Raw genomic sequence first — 17323 nt, 5'->3', positions numbered from 1 at the left:
GTCCGCAAACCACACGCGTCAGATTGTCGATTGCAGAACTGGACCAGACATGCCCATTGACCGATAACACCCTCATGACCTCACAACTGCCCATCGACGCTGCGATTCCTGACCTTCTTGACGCGCTCAAGCAGCATCGGCGTGCCGTTTTGCAGGCCCCACCGGGCGCGGGCAAGACCACACGAGTGCCTTTGGCGATGCTTGAGGCCAACGTAACGGATGGCAAAATCATCATGCTAGAGCCGCGCAGACTGGCAGCCCGCGCTGCGGCTGAACGGATGGCCCAAACCCTTGGGGAACGCGCGGGCGAAACCGTCGGATACCGGGTGCGGGGTGACGCAAAGGTATCCAAGTCGACCCGGATCGAGGTCGTGACCGAAGGCATTCTGACCCGGATGCTGCAATCCGATCCTGACCTGCCCGGCGTGGGCGCTGTGATCTTCGACGAATTTCACGAACGTTCCTTGAACGCAGACCTGGGCCTCGCGCTGTGCCTTGAAGTGGCAGAAGCGTTGCGTGACGACCTGATCCTTTTGGCTATGTCGGCAACTTTGGACGCAGAGCCTGTGGGGAAACTTATGAACGCCCCGTTAGTGACGTCCGAGGGGCGCAGCTATCCGGTGGAGATACAATGGCTCAGCCGACCGATGGGCGCTCAGGCGCGACGTCTGGATGCTTTGGTGGATTTGGTCGCGCAGGCCGAGGCGGAAACTCGCGATATGGGCGGCGGCGTTCTGGTTTTCTTGCCCGGCGAAGGCGAAATTCGCAAAGCTCAGGCGGCGTTGGAAAAACGCCTTCCCCCCAATTGCGCGATCAGACCCTTGTTCGGGGCGATGCCATTCGCGGCCCAACGCGCGGCAATCATGCCGGTTGAAACAGGGCGCAAGGTTGTTTTGGCCACGTCCATTGCCGAAACGTCTCTGACCATCCCGGACATACGCTTCGTAGTGGATATGGGCCAAGCGCGCCGCGCGCGGTTCGATCCGGGTTCGGGAATGTCGCGGCTGGTGACCGAACGCGTAACGCGGGCAGAAGCTACGCAACGGGCCGGACGAGCGGGTCGCGTGTCCGAAGGCCTTTGCTTTCGGCTTTGGTCCAAAGGCGAAGAAGGTGCGCTGGCCGCGTACCCGCCGGCCGAGATCGAAGCTGCAGACCTGACAGGGCTCGCTCTGGAACTCGCGCTTTGGGGTGCGGAACCAGAGGATTTGGCATTCCTGACAAAACCTCCTGACGGTGCGATGACCGAAGCGCGCGCATTGCTGACGATGCTCGGGGCGCTGGATGACAAGGGTCGGATCACCGAGCATGGGCGCGCGTTGGCCGCGTTGCCGCTTCATCCGCGACTGGGCCACATGCTTGTGCGCGGCGGGGCTGATGCCGCACCGCTTGCGGCTTTGTTGGCCGAAAGGGATCCGCTCAAAGGTGCTCCGGCGGACGTTCTTCTGCGGCTTGAGGCGCTTCGAGATACCCGCGCCTTTCAGCGCAAACGGCCCTGGCAGCTGAACCCCGGAGCCATCGACCGGATAAAGGCCGAAGCCAAGCGGCTGCGTTCAAAGGGCGGCAAGACGGAGCTCAGCACCGCCTCAATTGCGGCGCTCGCCTATCCGGATCGCATCGGACAGCGGCGAAATGGCGACGTACCTCGTTATGTTCTGTCCGGCGGCAAAGGTGCCGTGTTGGCCAGCGATGACACGCTCGCCAACGCGCCCTACCTGGTCGTAACCGATACCGACGGCAACCCGCGCGAGGCGCGCATTCGCATGGCAGCGCAGATTTCCGAACGCGAAATTCGCGACCTGTTTGCCGATCAAATTCAATGGGTTGATACATGCACTTGGTCAAAACGCGAACGCAGGGTTGTAACGCGCCAACAAGAGCGGTTCGGGGCGATCACACTTGAGGATCGCATCTGGAAAGGCGCGCCGGACGACCTTGTTGCGCAGGCTATGCTGGAAGGTGTCCGCGATCTTGGCCTGCGACTGACCGGAGCGGCCGCCCGCCTTGCTGCGCGTGTAGAGTTGGTCAGGGCCGAAGGTTCGGACCTGCCCGATTTTTCGATCACTGGTTTGACCGACACGATGGAAGACTGGCTTCTGCCCATGCTTTCCGGTGTTCGCAACGCTGAGGAGTGGAAGAGGTTCGACATTCTGCCCGCTCTGACCGCCCGTCTGGATTGGTCGCAGACTCAGGAACTCAACCGCCGTGCTCCGGGGGCGTTCGTGACCCCACTGGGACGCAAAGTCCCGATTGACTACTCTGGCGCGGTGCCGGAAATTTCGGTTCGTCTGCAAGAACTGTTCGGGGTCACACGACATCCCGTTGTTGGGGGGCAAGCGCTGAAGATCACTTTGTTGTCGCCAGCGCAGCGCCCGATACAGATCACTCGGGACTTGCCGGGGTTTTGGGCGGGCTCCTATGCGGACGTCCGCAAGGACATGCGCGCGCAATACCCCAAACACCCCTGGCCAGAAGACCCGACACAGGCGGACCCGACCCTGCGGGCCAAACGGCGTAGCTCCTGACCGGGCATTCACGACAAGCGAACATTGAGCAATCCAGCCGGAACAATTAGGTTGACGATCTCAAGACTGAAAACGCGGAACACTTATGATGCCGAATTGGCTCAGAAAAATATGGGCAGAGATTGCCAGACCGTTCTTTTTGCGCCCTCAACGGGTGCAGTGTGCGGCCATGTGCACTCGGGTGATCAATGACCAGACCCAAGTCTTGTTGATTACAAGCCGCGATACCAGGCGCTGGATTATTCCCAAAGGCTGGCCCATTGACGGGTTGGATGGGGCAGAAACGGCGCGGCAGGAAGCCTGGGAAGAAGCAGGCGTGCGCGCACTAAGTCTGAGCCCTGACCCAATCGGGCAATACACCTATGACAAAGCCATGAACAACGGATCAGTTTTGCCGGTGGTAACCAGCGTATATTTGGTCGAGGTCACTGAATTGGCCGATGAGTATCCAGAGGTCGGTCAACGCGAGCGTCACTGGTTCTCACCGGAAGAGGCAGCAGAAAAGGTCAATGAGCCCGAGCTTAGCGAACTGCTGCGCCACATGTAAAATTCGAACAAGGACGTGACGGACATATTGCACAACCTTGCGTAAACCGTTAGCTCCGGGCGCTAAACTGAAAACCCCGGAAAAGATGCCGAATAAACGCTCCACAACCCGCTGGAAGGCGCTGGACACGGATTTGCATCGCATTTCGCGTGTCGAAGATGCCAACGCTTTTGTCGCGCGCCCATTGCTGGCGCCCGGCATCGTTTTGGCGTTTCTGGTGCTGGCGGGGTTGACGGCTGCGGTGCTGTTCGGACGGGCTGATGGCAGCGTTGTGGTTGTGGCGGCAGCTGTGTTCGGGGCTTACATGGCCATTAATGTCGGTGCCAACGATGTAGCCAACAACATGGGCCCCGCCGTGGGTGCCAATGCCCTGTCGATGGGCGTTGCAATCACCATCGCTGCAGTTGCCGAGGGCGCAGGCGCGCTGCTTGCAGGCGGTGACGTGGTATCAACCATCTCGACCGAGATCATTGATCCCGCATCCGTTCAGACCGAGCAAGTGTTTATCTGGGCGATGATGGCGGCGCTGATATCATCGGCGCTGTGGGTCAATTTCGCGACCTGGATGCGCGCTCCGATTTCGACCACACACTCGGTTGTTGGCGGCGTTATGGGGGCGGGCATCGCGGCTGCAGGGCTTGAAGCGGTCAATTGGAGCACGATGGGCGCAATCGCCCTGAGTTGGATGACCTCGCCCTTGTTAGGCGGGATCATCGCGGCCGCATTCCTTGCGCTGATCAAGGCGAAAATCCAGTACCAAGACGACAAGATCGCCGCCGCACGCCGGTGGGTGCCCATTCTGGTTGGTCTGATGGCTGGGGCTTTCGCAACATACATGGCGGTCAAAGGCTTGAACCGGGTCGTCCAGATCCGCCCCGGTACCGCGCTGATGATTGGCATCGTCGTCGGGCTGTTTATTTGGGTGGTGACAATACCCTGGGTTCGGCGCCGATCTGTCGGGCTTGAGAACCGATCAAAAGCGATGAAGGCGCTATTTGCCCTGCCCTTGGCTATCGCAGCGACGTTTCTGAGTTTTGCCCACGGTGCCAACGACGTTGCAAACGCGATCGGACCGCTGGCGGGGATCGTACACGCGCGTGAATTTCACGACGTCGCCGAAGTGGTTTCCGTCCCTGGTTGGGTGATGCTGATCGGAGCGTTCGGTATTTCGTTTGGCCTGTTTCTGTTCGGCCCAAGGCTGATCCGGATGGTCGGCATGCAAATCACGAAACTCAACCCAGTTCGCGCTTTCTGCATCGCACTTTCGACCGCAATCACGGTGACGCTGGCCAGTTGGTTCGGCCTTCCTGTCAGTTCGACCCACATTGCCATCGGTGCCGTATTCGGGGTTGGGTTCTACCGGGAATGGGAAAGCGAACACCGCTGGAGAATTTCAAATCACCAGCGTCCGCCGGACCTGCGCCTGGCGCGGGAAGAGCACCAACGACGCAAACTGGTTCGCAGGTCTCATTTCATGACAATCATAGCTGCATGGATCATCACTGTGCCCGCAGTGGCGATTATGTCAGCTTTGATCTTCTCTCTCTTGACGGCGTTTCACTAGCAACCTGTTCTGCAGACATCGCGGCGGTCGGCCGTTGCTCGATCAGCAAGCGAACCTTTTCGCAAATCGGGGTTTGGACGCCGATATGAGCGCCAAGCCGGATGATTTCGCCCTGAAAACTTTCAACTTCAGTCGCACGCCCCGCGACAAGATCATACGCCATCGAGGATCGGGCATTGGGGTCGATGGTCAGCATACGGGCAGCCACCCGCAAGAAGAGCGGCGTTGGCAAGCGCAGAACCCAAGGAACCATCCAGGCGGGCAACGGCGTTGTCATGGTGACCGGGATGCCGACCATCTTCAGAACGGTCATCGCCTCGACCATTTGATCGGCCATCAACCGACGCCATTCGCGGATCAATAGCTGATCCTTTAGTGTCAGACCAGACAACGCATTCAACGCATTATTTAAATTTATCAGCAGCTTGCCCCACTGAATGGCTTCGATTTCGTCGCTTTCAAGCACGGGAAGTCCCGGCGCGCTGATGCGAGCGCCCAACAAATCGGGGCCGGATTCGATCACGATCTCTCCGGATGTGGCGCGATGGAAATGTCCATTGTCGGAAGGCACGACGTTAAAGGGCACCATTCCGGCCCTGACCTCATGATCCGGAAGCGCCTCGCGCAGGGTTTGGGCGTTCTCGATCCCATTTTGCCACGACAGAACGGGGACGGTATTTGGAGTTCTTTGCAGTATCTGCTGTGCAATTTCGGAAGTCGCCGAAGATTTGACCGTGACAATCACGGCATCGGCGTCAGCGAGGCATTCGGGGCTCTCCGTCAGTGTCAGGTCGCTGGCAGGAATATGACAGCGTAGCCCCGAAAAATCGGTCGCCGTCAAACCTTGCGCCCCGATGGGATCAAGAATACGAGCGCGGCCCAACAAGGTGACATCGTGCCCGGTTTTCGCCAGCAAAGCCCCGCAAAAACACCCGATACTGCCGGCACCTGCGAATACGATCTTCATGGTCACCCTCCCCTTGCGGATAGGATCACCGAGAATAGGATCGCGAACAAGCGGCACTTACGTGCGGTCAGCGCGCCCGTCTTGGCCGCGTACGTTCAAGCTCTTGCGATATTGGAATGAAATCCTGATCGTCCCCCGGTGGAAGTTGAAAGGCACCATTTGCCCAATCGGCCGCTTTCCATTCCTGGGTCGCGGTATTGATCTTTTCTTTGGACGACGAGACGAAATTCCACCAGATGTAGCGGTCCCCGTTCAGGGTTGCGCCGCCCAGAAGCATCAGCCGCGCCCCTTGGGGTCCCGCCTTAACCGACAGTTGGTCGCCTGGGCGAAACACCATCATACGCCCGCTTTCGAAGGTGTCTCCTGCGATCTCGACCGCGCCTTCAGTCACATATACGCCCCGATCCTCGTGATTATCCGGCAGAGGAAATGACGCGCCAGGGGCAAGCTGAACGTCAAGGTAGAAAGTCTCGGACAGCATCGTGACCGGGCTGCTCTCACCATAAGCAGACCCGAGGATGAGGCGGGCACTCACACCTGCATCCTGAATATGCGGCAGCGCGCCCTGTTTGTGGTGTTCGAAATCGGGGGCCATGTCTTCATGCGTTTCGGGCAGGGCGATCCAGGTCTGGATACCGAAGAGGCTGTGTTTTTGGCCGCGGGTTTCGGCGCTGGTACGTTCGGAATGGGTGACGCCGCGGCCCGCGACCATCCAGTTGACCTCACCTGGATAAATCATCTGGTGCGTACCCAAACTATCACGATGCTCAAACTCGCCCTGATAGAGATAGGTGACGGTGCCCAGCCCGATATGGGGGTGCGGACGGACGTCGATGCCGCCCTGAGTTATGAACTCGGCCGGGCCCATCTGGTCGAAGAAGATGAAAGGGCCGACAAGCTGGCGTTTAACCGATGGCAGGGCGCGGCGCACTTCGAACCCTCCGAGATCGCGAGCACGCGGAATGATCAACGCGTCGAGGGCGGGATTTTCGGATGCGCAATCGGGGCTGTGGGTGGGGTTCCAACTCATGCCTGCTCTCCCGTGATCCTTGGCATTACGTTCGCCAATGCACGATATAGGGCAAGTTTCCCGAATTCCATCCGCATGGGCGCACAAGGTCAGTGCGGTTCGTAAGGGTGGGCAATCAGCGGCGTTCAGGCGCCTGGTTCAAATTTCGGCACGAGGTCTCGGAAGGTTGCGCAATCATGCTATCTTTGAGAGAAACCGCTCCTGACAGGGGCATCGCTTGTGCAAAAAGGGTGGCATGATGAGGAAATCCTGTTCTCGTAGGACGATGATGATCGCCGGAGGCGCTGCGCTTGCCACCGGTGCAACCGGATTGCTGCGGCCCGCGTGGGCAAATGACTTGGCTCCTACGCCATCGATGCGCGGCGGGGCCAATAACTATCGCCCTGGCGCGCCCATCGTCGAGCGGATCGGCGGCGGCGGGTTTTGGATGACCGGCACCGTGCGGCGGGCGGGCGACGGAGTGCCCCTGCCCGGCCAGCGCATCCAGATCTGGGCGCATACGACCGAAGGCCATGAACGCGACCAGCGCAGCCATGGCGCGACGTTGACCGATGCCAATGGGGAATTCCGGCTGGAGATGCCGCAGATTGTACCCGCCTTTGGGCAGGCGCATGGGCATCTGGCCTATGACAGTGGCGATTTCGAGACTGTGTTTCTGCGGCCCGTGATGGCCAGTTCGAAAGATAAGACCCTGGCCGCGCATTTTGTGTTGCAGCCCGTCTGAGCCTTGGTGCTGCGCAATGCTCTGATCTGGGGGGCGGTGATCGTGGTGCTGGCAGTGCCGGTCATCGCGGCGGCGTTCAGCCCTTTGTTGGCATGGCGGCAGCCGGTATATGTCGTGGCCGGGTTTGCCGGGATCATCAGCCTATGCCTGTTGTTGATGCAGCCCTTGTTGGCGGGGCGCTGGCTGCCCTTGTCCGCGATGGATAGCCGTCGCTGGCACAAGGCGTTCGGTTTGGCGTTGATTGCAGCAATTGTGACTCATGTGGTCGGGCTTTGGCTGACCAGCCCGCCGGATGTTGTGGATGCGTTGCTGTTTGCCTCACCCACACCGTTTTCAGTCTGGGGTGTGACCGCGATGTGGGCGGCTTTGGCAGCGGCTGTGCTGGGTATTTACCGCCAGCGGTTGGGGATGCGGTTCCGCATCTGGCGGCTGGGCCATGCAGGGTTGGCGATGGTTACGATCGTTGGCAGCGTCGTGCATGCGCTGCTGATCGAGGGCACGATGGAGGTCATGACCAAGGTGGTGATATGTGTGCTGGTTGTGTTGGCGAGCGTTTCGACGGTGATCAAGCTTCGCATCTGGGAGACGGGGCGGCGCAGCTGAGTTTGGATGCGCCGCCGGGTGCCGGTTAGTTCCCGACGAGCCGTTTGGCATAGGACGCACGGTTGATCTGAACATCCTGCACAGTGATGCTGCCGACCTGCGGCAGAGCGTCGGCCAGAACCTCCAGAAAAAGGGCGTTGAGTGCGGTACGCGTCGCCTCGTCACGCCCCTGCATCAGCAGAAGCGTGGCGTGGACAAAGCTTTGGGGCTCGGACCCAGTGCGGTAATACGCGACCGGGGTGGCGCGGATTTTGATCGTGTCGGCATCGAATTCCGGATGGTCGGCCAGAACCGAGAACAGCCGGTCGCAGATGGCCTGAACATCGTGGGTTTGTTCGATCTCTTTCGAGAATTCCAGTGTCACATGGGGCATGGTGCGGTCCGTTCAGACGTCCAGACACCAGCGCATCACCGCCTTTTGCGCGTGCAGGCGGTTTTCGGCCTCGTCGAAGATGACCGAGTTGGGGCCGTCCATGACCTCGGACGTAGCTTCTTCCTCGCGGTGGGCAGGCAGGCAGTGCATGAACAGCGTGTCCGGTTTGGCGTGGGACATGAGGTCTGCGTTCACCTGATAGGGACGCAACAGATTGTGGCGGCGTTCCTTGGCGGACTGTGAATCGTGCATCGAAACCCATGTGTCGGCGACCACGAGGTCTGCGCCTTCGACTGCTTTGTAGGCATCGCGCTCGACCACGATTTTTGATCCCTTCTGGCGGGCGAATCCCATGAACTCTTCTTCAGGATCGAATTGGGCGGGGCCGGTGAACGTGAGATCAAATCCGAATTGGCCAGCGGCGTGCAGGAATGAGGCGCACACATTGTTGCCGTCTCCGGTCCAGACCACTTTCTTGCCCGCGATGGGGCCGCGGTGTTCTTCGAAGGTCTGGATATCGGCCATGATCTGGCAGGGATGGGTGCGGTCGGTCAGGCCGTTGATGACGGGCACGTCCGAATACTCGGCCATCTCGGTCAGGATGGTTTCGTCAAAGGTCCGGATCATGATCATGTCGACATAGCGTGACAAAACGCGGGCGGTGTCAGCAATCGTTTCGCCATGGCCCAACTGCATGTCCTTGCCGGACAGCACCATGGTTTCGCCCCCCATCTGGCGCACTCCGACGTCGAAAGAGACGCGGGTGCGGGTTGAGGGTTTTTCGAAGATCAAGGCGACCATACGACCTGCCAGCGGTTGTTCGTCGTCCGGCGCGGCTTTGGGGCGCCCGAGACGGGCCTGCTTCATGGCCGCTGCCTGGTCGATCATGGACCGCAAGGCAGTGGCGTCGGTTTTGTGAATGTCGAGGAAATGGTTCATATCGTGTCACTTTTGGCTGTCGATGGCCCGGGAGGCGCTGCCCCCGGACCCCCGGAGTATTTCTGAAAAGATGAAGGATCAGGCGTTTTCGAACGTGGATTCGACCTGCGTGGCTGCTTTGTCCAACCGGATCAGGGCTTGGGCGATGTCGTCTTCGGTCAGGGTGAGTGGCGGCAGCAGACGGATGACGTTGTCGGCGGCGGGGACCGTTATGACCTCGTTATCGTAGCCCGCATTGACCACGTCGATATTGGAGGGCTTGCATTTCAAGCCGAGCATCAGGCCCGCGCCGCGCACCTCCTCGAAGACGTCGGGGTGATCGGCGATCAGGCCTTCGAGTTTCTGGCGCAGCAGGCCTGCCTTGCGGTTGACGCCTTCGAGGAAGGCGGGCGTGGCGACCTGATCCAGCACCGCGCAGCCGACGGCGCAGCCGAGCGGGTTGCCGCCATAGGTCGAGCCGTGGGTACCTGCGGTCATGCCGCTGGCGGCCTCTTCGGTGGCCAAAACCGCGCCCAGAGGGAAGCCGCCGCCGATGCCTTTGGCGACCATCATGATGTCGGGGGTGATACCGGCCCATTCGTGGGCGAACAGCTTGCCGGTTCGCCCGACGCCGCATTGAACCTCGTCAAGGATCAGCAACAGGCCGTTTTCATCACAAATCTGCCGCAGGGCTTTGAGTTCTGCATCAGGCACGGGGCGGATGCCGCCTTCGCCTTGCACCGGTTCGATCATGATGGCCGCCGTGTTCTCGGTGATCGCGTTGGTGACGCCGTCGAGGTCCCCGAATGTCAGGTGCACGAAACCAGGCAGCAGGGGGCCAAAGCCCTTGGTCATTTTCTCGGACCCGGCGGCAGCGATGCCTGCCGAGGAGCGGCCGTGGAAGGAGCCGTCGAAGGTGATGATCTCGACCCGTTCGGGCTGGCCTTTGTCATAAAAATACTTGCGGGCCATTTTCACGGCCAACTCGCAGGACTCGGTGCCCGAGTTGGTGAAGAACACCGTGTCGGCAAAGGTATGCTCGACCAGCTTGTCGGCCAGCGCCTGTTGCTGAGGGATGTTGTAGAGGTTCGAGACATGCCACAACGCATGGGCCTGTTCCGTCAGCGCCGCAACCAGCGCCGGATGCGCGTGGCCCAGCGCGTTCACCGCGATCCCTGCGCCGAGGTCAAGAAAACGTCGGCCATCCGCCTCGGTCAGCCAGGCGCCTTCGCCCTTCACGAAAGTCAGGGGCGCGCGGTTATAGGTCGGCAGAACGGACGGGATCATCGGATCATCCTTTTCAGATAGTTTAAGCCCTGTGAGTGAAGCACTGGGGCCGTGGTCGTCAACTGATTTGGTGGGGGCTGCGCGGATTTGAACAGCGCAAAAGATCAAACGGGCCGGTTACGCGGTCAGGCGTCGGCGTCGGAGGCGCAGGATATGTGCGTGTTTGATCATGTGGGCCGTATAGCGGGACGCGGGCGATCTGGGAACCCCGTTTTTGCAGCACCCCCAAAAATCACTCTGGGACCAGGATTTGCCGCTTGCCATTTGCATCGCGCTGACGCACGGGTGGGCCATGATCCCTATCCGCCAGAACCCTGCCCTTGCGGCCCTGCTGATCCTTGCCGCCAGCGCTTTGATGGCGGGCACGACGCTGTTGGCCAAGGCGTTGGGGACGGAAGTTCTGGGGCCTGCGCTGCATCCGATGCAGATCAGCCACGGGCGGTTTCTGTTTGCCTTTCTGGTGATCGTGACTGCCGTAGGCATTATGCGCCCGCAATTGCATCGCCCGCATTGGGGCTTGCATATCGGGCGCACGAGTTTTGGCTGGCTGGGGATCACGCTGCTGTTTTCATCGGTCGCGTTCATCCCGATTGCAGATGCCACGGCGATATCCTTCCTGAACCCGGTTTTTGCGATGGTACTGGCGATCCCACTGTTGAAAGAGGGGGTTGGCCCGTGGCGCTGGACGGCGGCGGCGGTGGCCTTGGTCGGGGCGCTGATTTTGCTGCGTCCGACCCCGGAGAGTTTTCAGCCCGCAGCCCTTCTGGCCCTGACAGCAGCGGCAGTGATCGGGATGGAGCTGATTTTCATCAAGAAGCTCTCGGGCCGCGAGATTCCGATCCAGATTCTGTTGGTCAACAATGCGATGGGTCTAACCATCGCCTCGGTCGCAGTGAGCTTTGTATTTCAGTGGCCCACATCGGAACAATGGGCGGCGCTGGTAGGGATCGGAGCGCTGATGGCCTGCGCGCAGGCCTGCTTCGTCAACGGTATGGCGCGGGCGGATGCGTCTTTTGTAGCACCGATCAGCTATGCGACACTGGTGTTTGCAGCCCTTTACGACTTTGCAATATTCGAGGTGATCCCCGATTGGATCAGCATGATCGGATCGGCCATAATCCTGACGGGCGGATTGATTTTGGTCTGGCGCGAAGGGCTGGCGCGGCAAAAGGCAAGGTGAAGGAGTGTTCCACGCTTTCGACCTCGGTCGCTTTGGAGGTCAGCGAATGCGCAATTCTGGGCGGGTATGCAGGCGGGACGGCGTTCACAACATGCTGGCCAAAATCAGCTTTCGAAGAAAACCGCCGAAAATTTGGTAGATCACATGAAATATCCACTACAGCAGGGTTGTCTTGGCGTGTGGGACGCTGACGGAGAAATCGTTACTTTTGCCATGCGCACGCAGCAGGCGCACCGGTTTCTGGGGGTCAACGTTTTGGCAAGATCAGGCTAGAGAAACAGCAACTCTTTGACGGCCAGCATCTTAAGGCTTCGCCCCCTGACAACAACGGCTTGGCATAGGTCGGCTGCACGCCCCCTTGGGCAGATGGGTCAGTTTTCTGGCCGACACCAAGGGCTTGGGATCGCCAAGAACCTGTTCAACGCATTTGAATTGCGGCAGCTAGCCGGTGTTGTGGCGATCCTCGCCTGTCGCAGGACGACAAGCCCGACCCAAAGCGCCCCGACGGATCACAACTGAACCTATGTTCGGCTTGGCCAGAATATCTAAGCGGTTCATCTTCTACCAACCAATCCAAAAGATGGGCTTTGCCAAACCTTCCACGGTCCGGACCAGATCACCAATCGGAAGATTCTCAATTACGCCCTTTGCAACCGGCTGGCACACAAGGGGTTAAAACTTAACCCAAATCCGGCAATCCAGCCGTCAATTCAGGCTTTCAATCTGTACCCTGTACGCAGCGCCAACCAGGCAAGCGCTCCAACCACAAAGGTTGCAACCGAACACACAATCAATCCCAGCAAGGGCGCGCTGTCCGATACGCCTATCATGCCGTATCGCAAGCCGTCGATCAGATAAAACACCGGGTTCACATGGCTAACTGCATTCAGCACCGGCGGCAGAGCCTGCACCGAGTAGAAGGTGCCGGACAGAAAGGCCAGCGGCGTAACGATGAAGTTCGTGATCGCCGCCATCTGATCAAACTTGTTGGCGAGAATTCCGGCCAGCAAACCCAATCCTCCCATGAAAGCGCCCCCCAGTACGACGAAGAACAGCGCGATCAACGGATGTTGCGGCACGAGCCCAAGAACCAGCGCCAATGCAATGGCCACCACAAGCGCGATCAGGACGCCGCGGGCGATCCCTCCGGCCAGATAGCCCAACAGAATTTCCAACGGCGACAGCGGTGGCATCAGCGTGTCAACGATGTTGCCCTGCACCTTGGCGATCACCATCGAAGATGAGGTGTTGGCAAACGCATTCTGGATCACCGTCATCATCATGATACCCGGCGCGAGAAAGGTCAGAAACGGCACGCCCATCACATCCGAGCGGCTTGGCCCGATGGCGATGTTGAAGATCAGCAGGAACAGACCTGCTGTCACTAAGGGGGCCATCAGCGTTTGCGTCCACACCGCCAAAAAGCGAAGGGTTTCGCGCTGCGCAAGCGTATAAAGACCCATCCAGTTGACACTACCAAAGCGGCGCGCGTCGTGATCCATGAGATTCTGCATGATCTGCCCCATAGCTGATTCGAAGCCGCTTGTAACTCGGGCCGCAGTGATTAAAATAGGGTGCTGAGACGAATTCCCAAGGCGGCCCGAATCCGGGGCCGCTTTCCGCTTTTGAAAGGCAAAAGATGTCCTGGACTGACGAGCGTGTAGAGCTGCTGAAAAAGATGTGGGGCGAGGGCCAGTCGGCCAGCCAGATCGCCAAGGAACTGGGCGGCGTGACCCGCAACGCCGTAATTGGCAAAGTCCACCGTCTGGGCCTGTCGAACCGCGCCACCGGCGCAAGCCCGGCCAAAGCCGAACCCAAGGAAAAACCGGCGCCTGCACCCAAGGCCGAGGCCAAGCCGAAACCCGCGCCCAAAACCGAACCGGCGCGCCCCGCCCCTGCGCCAGAGACCAAGCCCGCTGTTCCCGCCCGCCGTCAGATCATCCCTGCTGGTCAGCCTCTGCCGCCGCAGCCCTCGGCCAATGAGATCAGCCCTGAGGCACTGGCTAAGGTCAATGAGGTTGAGAAAAAGGCCAAGAAGCTGACCCTGATGGAACTGACCGAGAAAACCTGCAAATGGCCCGTCGGCGACCCAGCGACCGAGGATTTCTGGTTCTGCGGCCTGCCGGTTGAAGCGGGCAAACCCTATTGCGAGGCGCATGTGGGTGTGGCGTTCCAGCCGATGAGTTCGCGTCGGGATCGGCGGCGGTAAATTCGGTGCGCCAGGTTCCTACAGCGATGGAGGATACCTGGCTGGCTCGGGCAAAACGACTTTTGGCGCTGGCCGAGACCGGTCAGCACTTTACCCAAGATCCGTTTGACCGGGAACGATATGATGAGATCGCCGAAATGGCCCGCGCAATGCTGGCCGATCTGGGCGACGTCCCTCTGGCCCGGATCGACGGGCTGATCACCAAGCACTCGGCTGGCTATGCCACCCCCAGCATCGACATACGAGGAGCCGTGTTCCGCGACGATCGCATCCTGCTGGTGCGTGAACGCAGCGACGGGTGCTGGACAATGCCCGGTGGGTTCGCAGATGTCGGCAGTTCTCCGGCCGAGAATATTGAACGCGAAGTTCTGGAAGAAGCAGGGCTTCGTGTACGGGCCGAGCGCCTGTTTGCGCTTCGACACAAGGCGCGCCACCCATACCCGCCGAATCCCCGAGATTTCTACAAGATCTTCTTCCTTTGCAGCCAGACAGACAATGCCGATCCTGCAATAGGCCTTGAGACTGACGATGTTGGGTTCTTTGCACCTGACGCCCTGCCCGAGCTGTCTTTGACCCGCGTTATCCCAGCCGACATCGCTGAAGCGTTTAAAGCACGCCAACGACACACGCGGCCCGCGATTTTTGACTGAACAGCGCTACTGCGCCGGATGCGATGGCAAATCCGGCATTGGCACCCAACCCGGTAATTCATCAGGCGAGACTGAGACGTGCAGTCTCTCGGATCGGTCGCGCCCCACTTTCCGGTGCTTTCGCAGCAGGAAAATCTTGCCCCAGCCGCGCCATGTGCCAACCGATTGCGCATGCGTGTCGGTCGGGAAACGGTCACGCCAGCCTTCGGGCAAGGGCAAACCGTGAAGCTCGGCCTTGTCTAGCATCCAGATCAGGGAGATGTTGCTGAGAGGTCGAGCCTCTTCAAAGCCGTTCAACTGACCACCGACGTCTCCATGGGTGCCACGGAACCAGACCTGTTCCACATGGCCTTTGAAATCGGGGGTACATTTCCACAGCACCGGCTCGAACACCTCACGGGTCTCATCCAGCGCCATGGCGTGATAACCGTGGCGCGTGGCGGGGCCAAGTTGGTGGCTGTGAAACGCGTGGCGTTCTTCGGCCCAGCGCCAGAGCAGCGGCAAGCGCAGGCCCAGCGCCTTCACCGTATCCCAGACGCCGACCATTTCGATTGCAACATCGTCATGGCAGAACTGCTTGCGAAACGCGGCCGCCGCAGCGCCGCTGGCGTTGCACTCATAGTGCCTATAGGCCTGTTTGATGTTCCGTTCGGTCGCGTGCTCGGCCTTGAGCAAGCCAATCATGTCGATCACGCCGGCAAGACTGCGCACGCCGTAAGCTCCGCGAGAATAACCGATGAAATAGATACGGTCGCCGGGTTTGTAGCGCGACGCCAGATATCCATACGCGCGGCGGATTTGCCGATTGATGCCGCGCCCCATCATGACGTCCATGGATGACTTCCAGCTCTCCCACTGCACGCCGGATTCGTAGAAAACGGAAATCTTGCTGCCCATTTCGCAGCACAGTCGGTAGGTTTGGCCCGCATGCGTTTCGCGCCCGGGTTCCAGCGTGGACATGGTGCCGTCCAGAATGATGACATGGCTGATGGGGTCGCGATGCCGCGTTTCGGCCGAGTGCTCGGACCGCAAAGGCCGTCCGAGCCACCCCAGTACCATTCTACTCAGCCGCGACATGTTCATCGTCAACCAGTTCCCATTTTCCGCAAGGCCTGAACGGCGTATCCGCCTGCCGAGCGTTTTAAACCCAGAGCACAGCCAAAGCAGTCCTTGCCCAGTGCGCCTCATGCTTTCAATCCCGTCGAGCTGGCAGTTGACGGAACCAGTGGTGAGGTAAACTTAATCATGGGTATCCCAAGCACCTCGGGCAAGGTTTTTCGGGTCAACGAAACCGTGAGCCGTTGCCCCTTCGCACCAAGTGCGAAACAGTCAGTCGTGATCAAAACGAGCATTGACCCAAGCGCACACCACCCTTGGATTTCTGACGGCAGCTTGTTGAAAATGTTGCGGAAAATGCCTGCTAGTGTGCGCAGCGCTGTTCGCCCAGTAAGCATGTAAGAATCGATAACGGTATTTCTAACACCGGTGCCAAAAGCAAAGAGGTTCCGGAACTTTTTCCGCCTCATATGTAGCAACGATTGCCTCGAAAGGCTTAGTCGACCAACCAGTGTCACCTTCTTTTCAGCGGTCGGCATGCACAATGGAAACTCATTAAAACAATTGACGTGGAAGGTCACAATACTCTCCTTCCTGCCAATATTAATGGGTACTTAAGGCACGAATGGGGCGACTTGGGCCCGATTGCTTCTCTCTACATATCGGAAGCAGGATGCGCATATGCGCGAAGCGACCTATATGTCGCAAACATTCTAGTCATAAGGGCGAGCTGCTTCGTAACCTGATTAAGCATCTTAGCTTGCGGAGGTATCATGCCCTCATCCATCACGCTGACCAATGGCCGTTTAAGTCCAGAAACCGTTGATGCGTACTGGCGAGATGGCTACGCCTTTCCGATCACCGTGTTCGAGCCCGAGGAAATCGAACAGTTCCGTCAGGAATTGGAGGAGATCGAAGACACCTGGCGTGAAGCAGACCTCCCGTTGCCGATTAACACTTACAAGCGCGTGAATTCGCATGTCGTGCTGCCACTGGCCGCACGCATTGCATTGGACCCGCGTGTTTTGGACGTGGTCGAGGGTGTTTTGGGTCCTGATCTTTTGATCTGGTCTGCCGAGTTCTTCATCAAAGAGCCTCGGACGACCCAGGTTGTCGGGATGCACCAGGACCTGACCTATTGGGGGATGGGCGAAACTCCGGATCAGTTGACGGCGTGGATCGCTTTGTCTCCGGCTACGGTGGAAAGCGGTTGTATGGATTTCGTCAAGGGCAGCCACAAGAACCCGATCCTGCCCCACAACGACACGTTTTCCGAAAACAATCTGCTGTCCCGAGGTCAGGAAATTGCGGTTGACGTGGCCGAAGAAGACAAAACGCATATTAAGTTGCTGCCCGGCCAAATGTCGCTGCATCACGGGTTAACCATCCACGGCTCAGGGCCAAACGTATCAGATGACCGGCGGATCGGCCTTGCCGTCCGCTATCTGAATCCGAATGTGCAGCAGAAAGTTGCGGACCGCGACTACGCAATTCTGGCACGCGGCGAGGACAAGGTTGGAAACTTCATTCACATACCCGCGCCGACCGAGTTGTTTTCAGCCGAAGCGTTGGATCTATACGCCCGCATTCGCGCGGATCAGTCCAAAGCGCTGGCTCAAGGGGCCACCGAGCAACTGCACCTGTATTCCTCGGCGACATCCGCGACCTAAAGACCGCGTATTGTCACCCGTTC

17 protein-coding genes are annotated in these 17323 nt (G+C 59.3%); 9 read left to right on the top strand and 8 right to left on the bottom strand.

The window, feature by feature from the left end; translation table 11 throughout:
- The first annotated feature begins 74 nt into the window (after positions 1-74).
- The 3 genes from hrpB (at position 75) to ACR0CR_RS06605 (ending at position 4633) form a co-directional block, all read left to right on the top strand.
- On the top strand, positions 75-2522 hold the full coding sequence (hrpB, locus tag ACR0CR_RS06615; protein WP_480597778.1) for an ATP-dependent helicase HrpB: 2448 nt from the start codon (positions 75-77) through the stop codon (positions 2520-2522).
- 85 nt (positions 2523-2607) lie between these two features.
- The gene (locus ACR0CR_RS06610) at positions 2608-3069 is read left to right on the top strand and encodes an NUDIX hydrolase (protein ID WP_480597777.1); all 462 of its coding nucleotides are present in this window, start codon (positions 2608-2610) and stop codon (positions 3067-3069) included.
- Between the two features lie 85 nt (positions 3070-3154).
- Entirely contained in the window at positions 3155-4633 is a 1479-nt protein-coding gene (locus ACR0CR_RS06605) for an inorganic phosphate transporter (protein WP_480597776.1), read from the top strand.
- Here ACR0CR_RS06605 and ACR0CR_RS06600 read toward each other — a convergent pair.
- Positions 4590-5600: a 2-dehydropantoate 2-reductase gene (locus ACR0CR_RS06600; RefSeq protein ID WP_480597775.1), complete on the bottom strand. Its 1011-nt coding sequence runs from the start codon at positions 5598-5600 to the stop codon at positions 4590-4592. The genes ACR0CR_RS06605 and ACR0CR_RS06600 overlap by 44 nt on opposite strands.
- 67 nt (positions 5601-5667) lie before the next feature.
- Positions 5668-6630 carry a pirin family protein gene (locus ACR0CR_RS06595; RefSeq protein ID WP_480597773.1) on the bottom strand — a complete coding sequence of 321 codons (963 nt, stop codon included), beginning with the start codon at positions 6628-6630 and terminating at the stop codon, positions 5668-5670.
- Between the two features lie 265 nt (positions 6631-6895).
- Between ACR0CR_RS06595 and ACR0CR_RS06590 the strand changes: the two genes are divergently transcribed.
- Together ACR0CR_RS06590 and ACR0CR_RS06585 are read left to right on the top strand one after the other, a co-directional pair.
- Positions 6896-7354 carry a peptidase associated/transthyretin-like domain-containing protein gene (locus ACR0CR_RS06590; protein WP_480597771.1) on the top strand — a complete coding sequence of 153 codons (459 nt, stop codon included), beginning with the start codon at positions 6896-6898 and terminating at the stop codon, positions 7352-7354.
- A 6-nt stretch (positions 7355-7360) separates the two neighbouring features.
- A complete protein-coding gene (locus tag ACR0CR_RS06585) occupies positions 7361-7957 on the top strand; it encodes a ferric reductase-like transmembrane domain-containing protein (protein ID WP_480597770.1) in 597 nt (198 codons plus the stop codon).
- 25 nt (positions 7958-7982) lie between these two features.
- Here the strand turns inward: ACR0CR_RS06585 and ACR0CR_RS06580 are convergent, their stop codons facing one another.
- The 3 genes from ACR0CR_RS06580 to ACR0CR_RS06570 form a co-directional block, all read right to left on the bottom strand.
- A complete protein-coding gene (locus tag ACR0CR_RS06580; protein ID WP_480597769.1) occupies positions 7983-8330 on the bottom strand; it encodes a 5-carboxymethyl-2-hydroxymuconate Delta-isomerase in 348 nt (115 codons plus the stop codon).
- 12 nt (positions 8331-8342) lie between these two features.
- Entirely contained in the window at positions 8343-9269 is a 927-nt protein-coding gene (gene argF, locus ACR0CR_RS06575; RefSeq protein WP_480597768.1) for an ornithine carbamoyltransferase, read from the bottom strand.
- Between the two features lie 78 nt (positions 9270-9347).
- On the bottom strand, positions 9348-10535 hold the full coding sequence (locus ACR0CR_RS06570; RefSeq protein WP_480597767.1) for an acetylornithine transaminase: 1188 nt from the start codon (positions 10533-10535) through the stop codon (positions 9348-9350).
- Positions 10536-10827: 292 nt separating this feature from the next.
- Here ACR0CR_RS06570 and ACR0CR_RS06565 point away from each other — a divergent pair, with 292 nt between their 5' ends.
- A complete protein-coding gene (locus tag ACR0CR_RS06565; protein WP_480597766.1) occupies positions 10828-11715 on the top strand; it encodes a DMT family transporter in 888 nt (295 codons plus the stop codon).
- Positions 11716-12425: 710 nt separating this feature from the next.
- Here ACR0CR_RS06565 and ACR0CR_RS06560 read toward each other — a convergent pair.
- On the bottom strand, positions 12426-13229 hold the full coding sequence (locus ACR0CR_RS06560) for an ABC transporter permease (RefSeq protein ID WP_480597765.1): 804 nt from the start codon (positions 13227-13229) through the stop codon (positions 12426-12428).
- A 125-nt stretch (positions 13230-13354) separates the two neighbouring features.
- Here ACR0CR_RS06560 and ACR0CR_RS06555 point away from each other — a divergent pair, with 125 nt between their 5' ends.
- Together ACR0CR_RS06555 and ACR0CR_RS06550 are read left to right on the top strand one after the other, a co-directional pair.
- Positions 13355-13924 (top strand): GcrA family cell cycle regulator, encoded by a 570-nt coding sequence (locus tag ACR0CR_RS06555; RefSeq protein ID WP_480597764.1) that lies wholly within the window; start codon positions 13355-13357, stop codon positions 13922-13924.
- A 5-nt stretch (positions 13925-13929) separates the two neighbouring features.
- Positions 13930-14574, top strand: coding sequence for an NUDIX hydrolase (locus ACR0CR_RS06550; RefSeq protein ID WP_480597763.1), 645 nt, complete (start codon positions 13930-13932; stop codon positions 14572-14574).
- A 6-nt stretch (positions 14575-14580) separates the two neighbouring features.
- Here ACR0CR_RS06550 and ACR0CR_RS06545 read toward each other — a convergent pair whose 3' ends face one another.
- Both ACR0CR_RS06545 and ACR0CR_RS06540 read right to left on the bottom strand, forming a co-directional pair.
- Entirely contained in the window at positions 14581-15657 is a 1077-nt protein-coding gene (locus ACR0CR_RS06545; protein WP_480597762.1) for a DUF2235 domain-containing protein, read from the bottom strand.
- Positions 15658-15758: 101 nt separating this feature from the next.
- Positions 15759-16211 carry a hypothetical protein gene (locus tag ACR0CR_RS06540; protein ID WP_480597761.1) on the bottom strand — a complete coding sequence of 151 codons (453 nt, stop codon included), beginning with the start codon at positions 16209-16211 and terminating at the stop codon, positions 15759-15761.
- A 192-nt stretch (positions 16212-16403) separates the two neighbouring features.
- Here ACR0CR_RS06540 and ACR0CR_RS06535 point away from each other — a divergent pair, with 192 nt between their 5' ends.
- Positions 16404-17300, top strand: coding sequence for a phytanoyl-CoA dioxygenase family protein (locus ACR0CR_RS06535; protein WP_480597759.1), 897 nt, complete (start codon positions 16404-16406; stop codon positions 17298-17300).
- Positions 17301-17323 lie beyond the last annotated feature (23 nt).

Source organism: Ruegeria sp. AM2 (assembly GCF_056540685.1).
The sequence above is the reverse complement of the archived record's forward strand: the minus strand, read 5'-3'. Positions and strand labels throughout refer to the sequence as shown.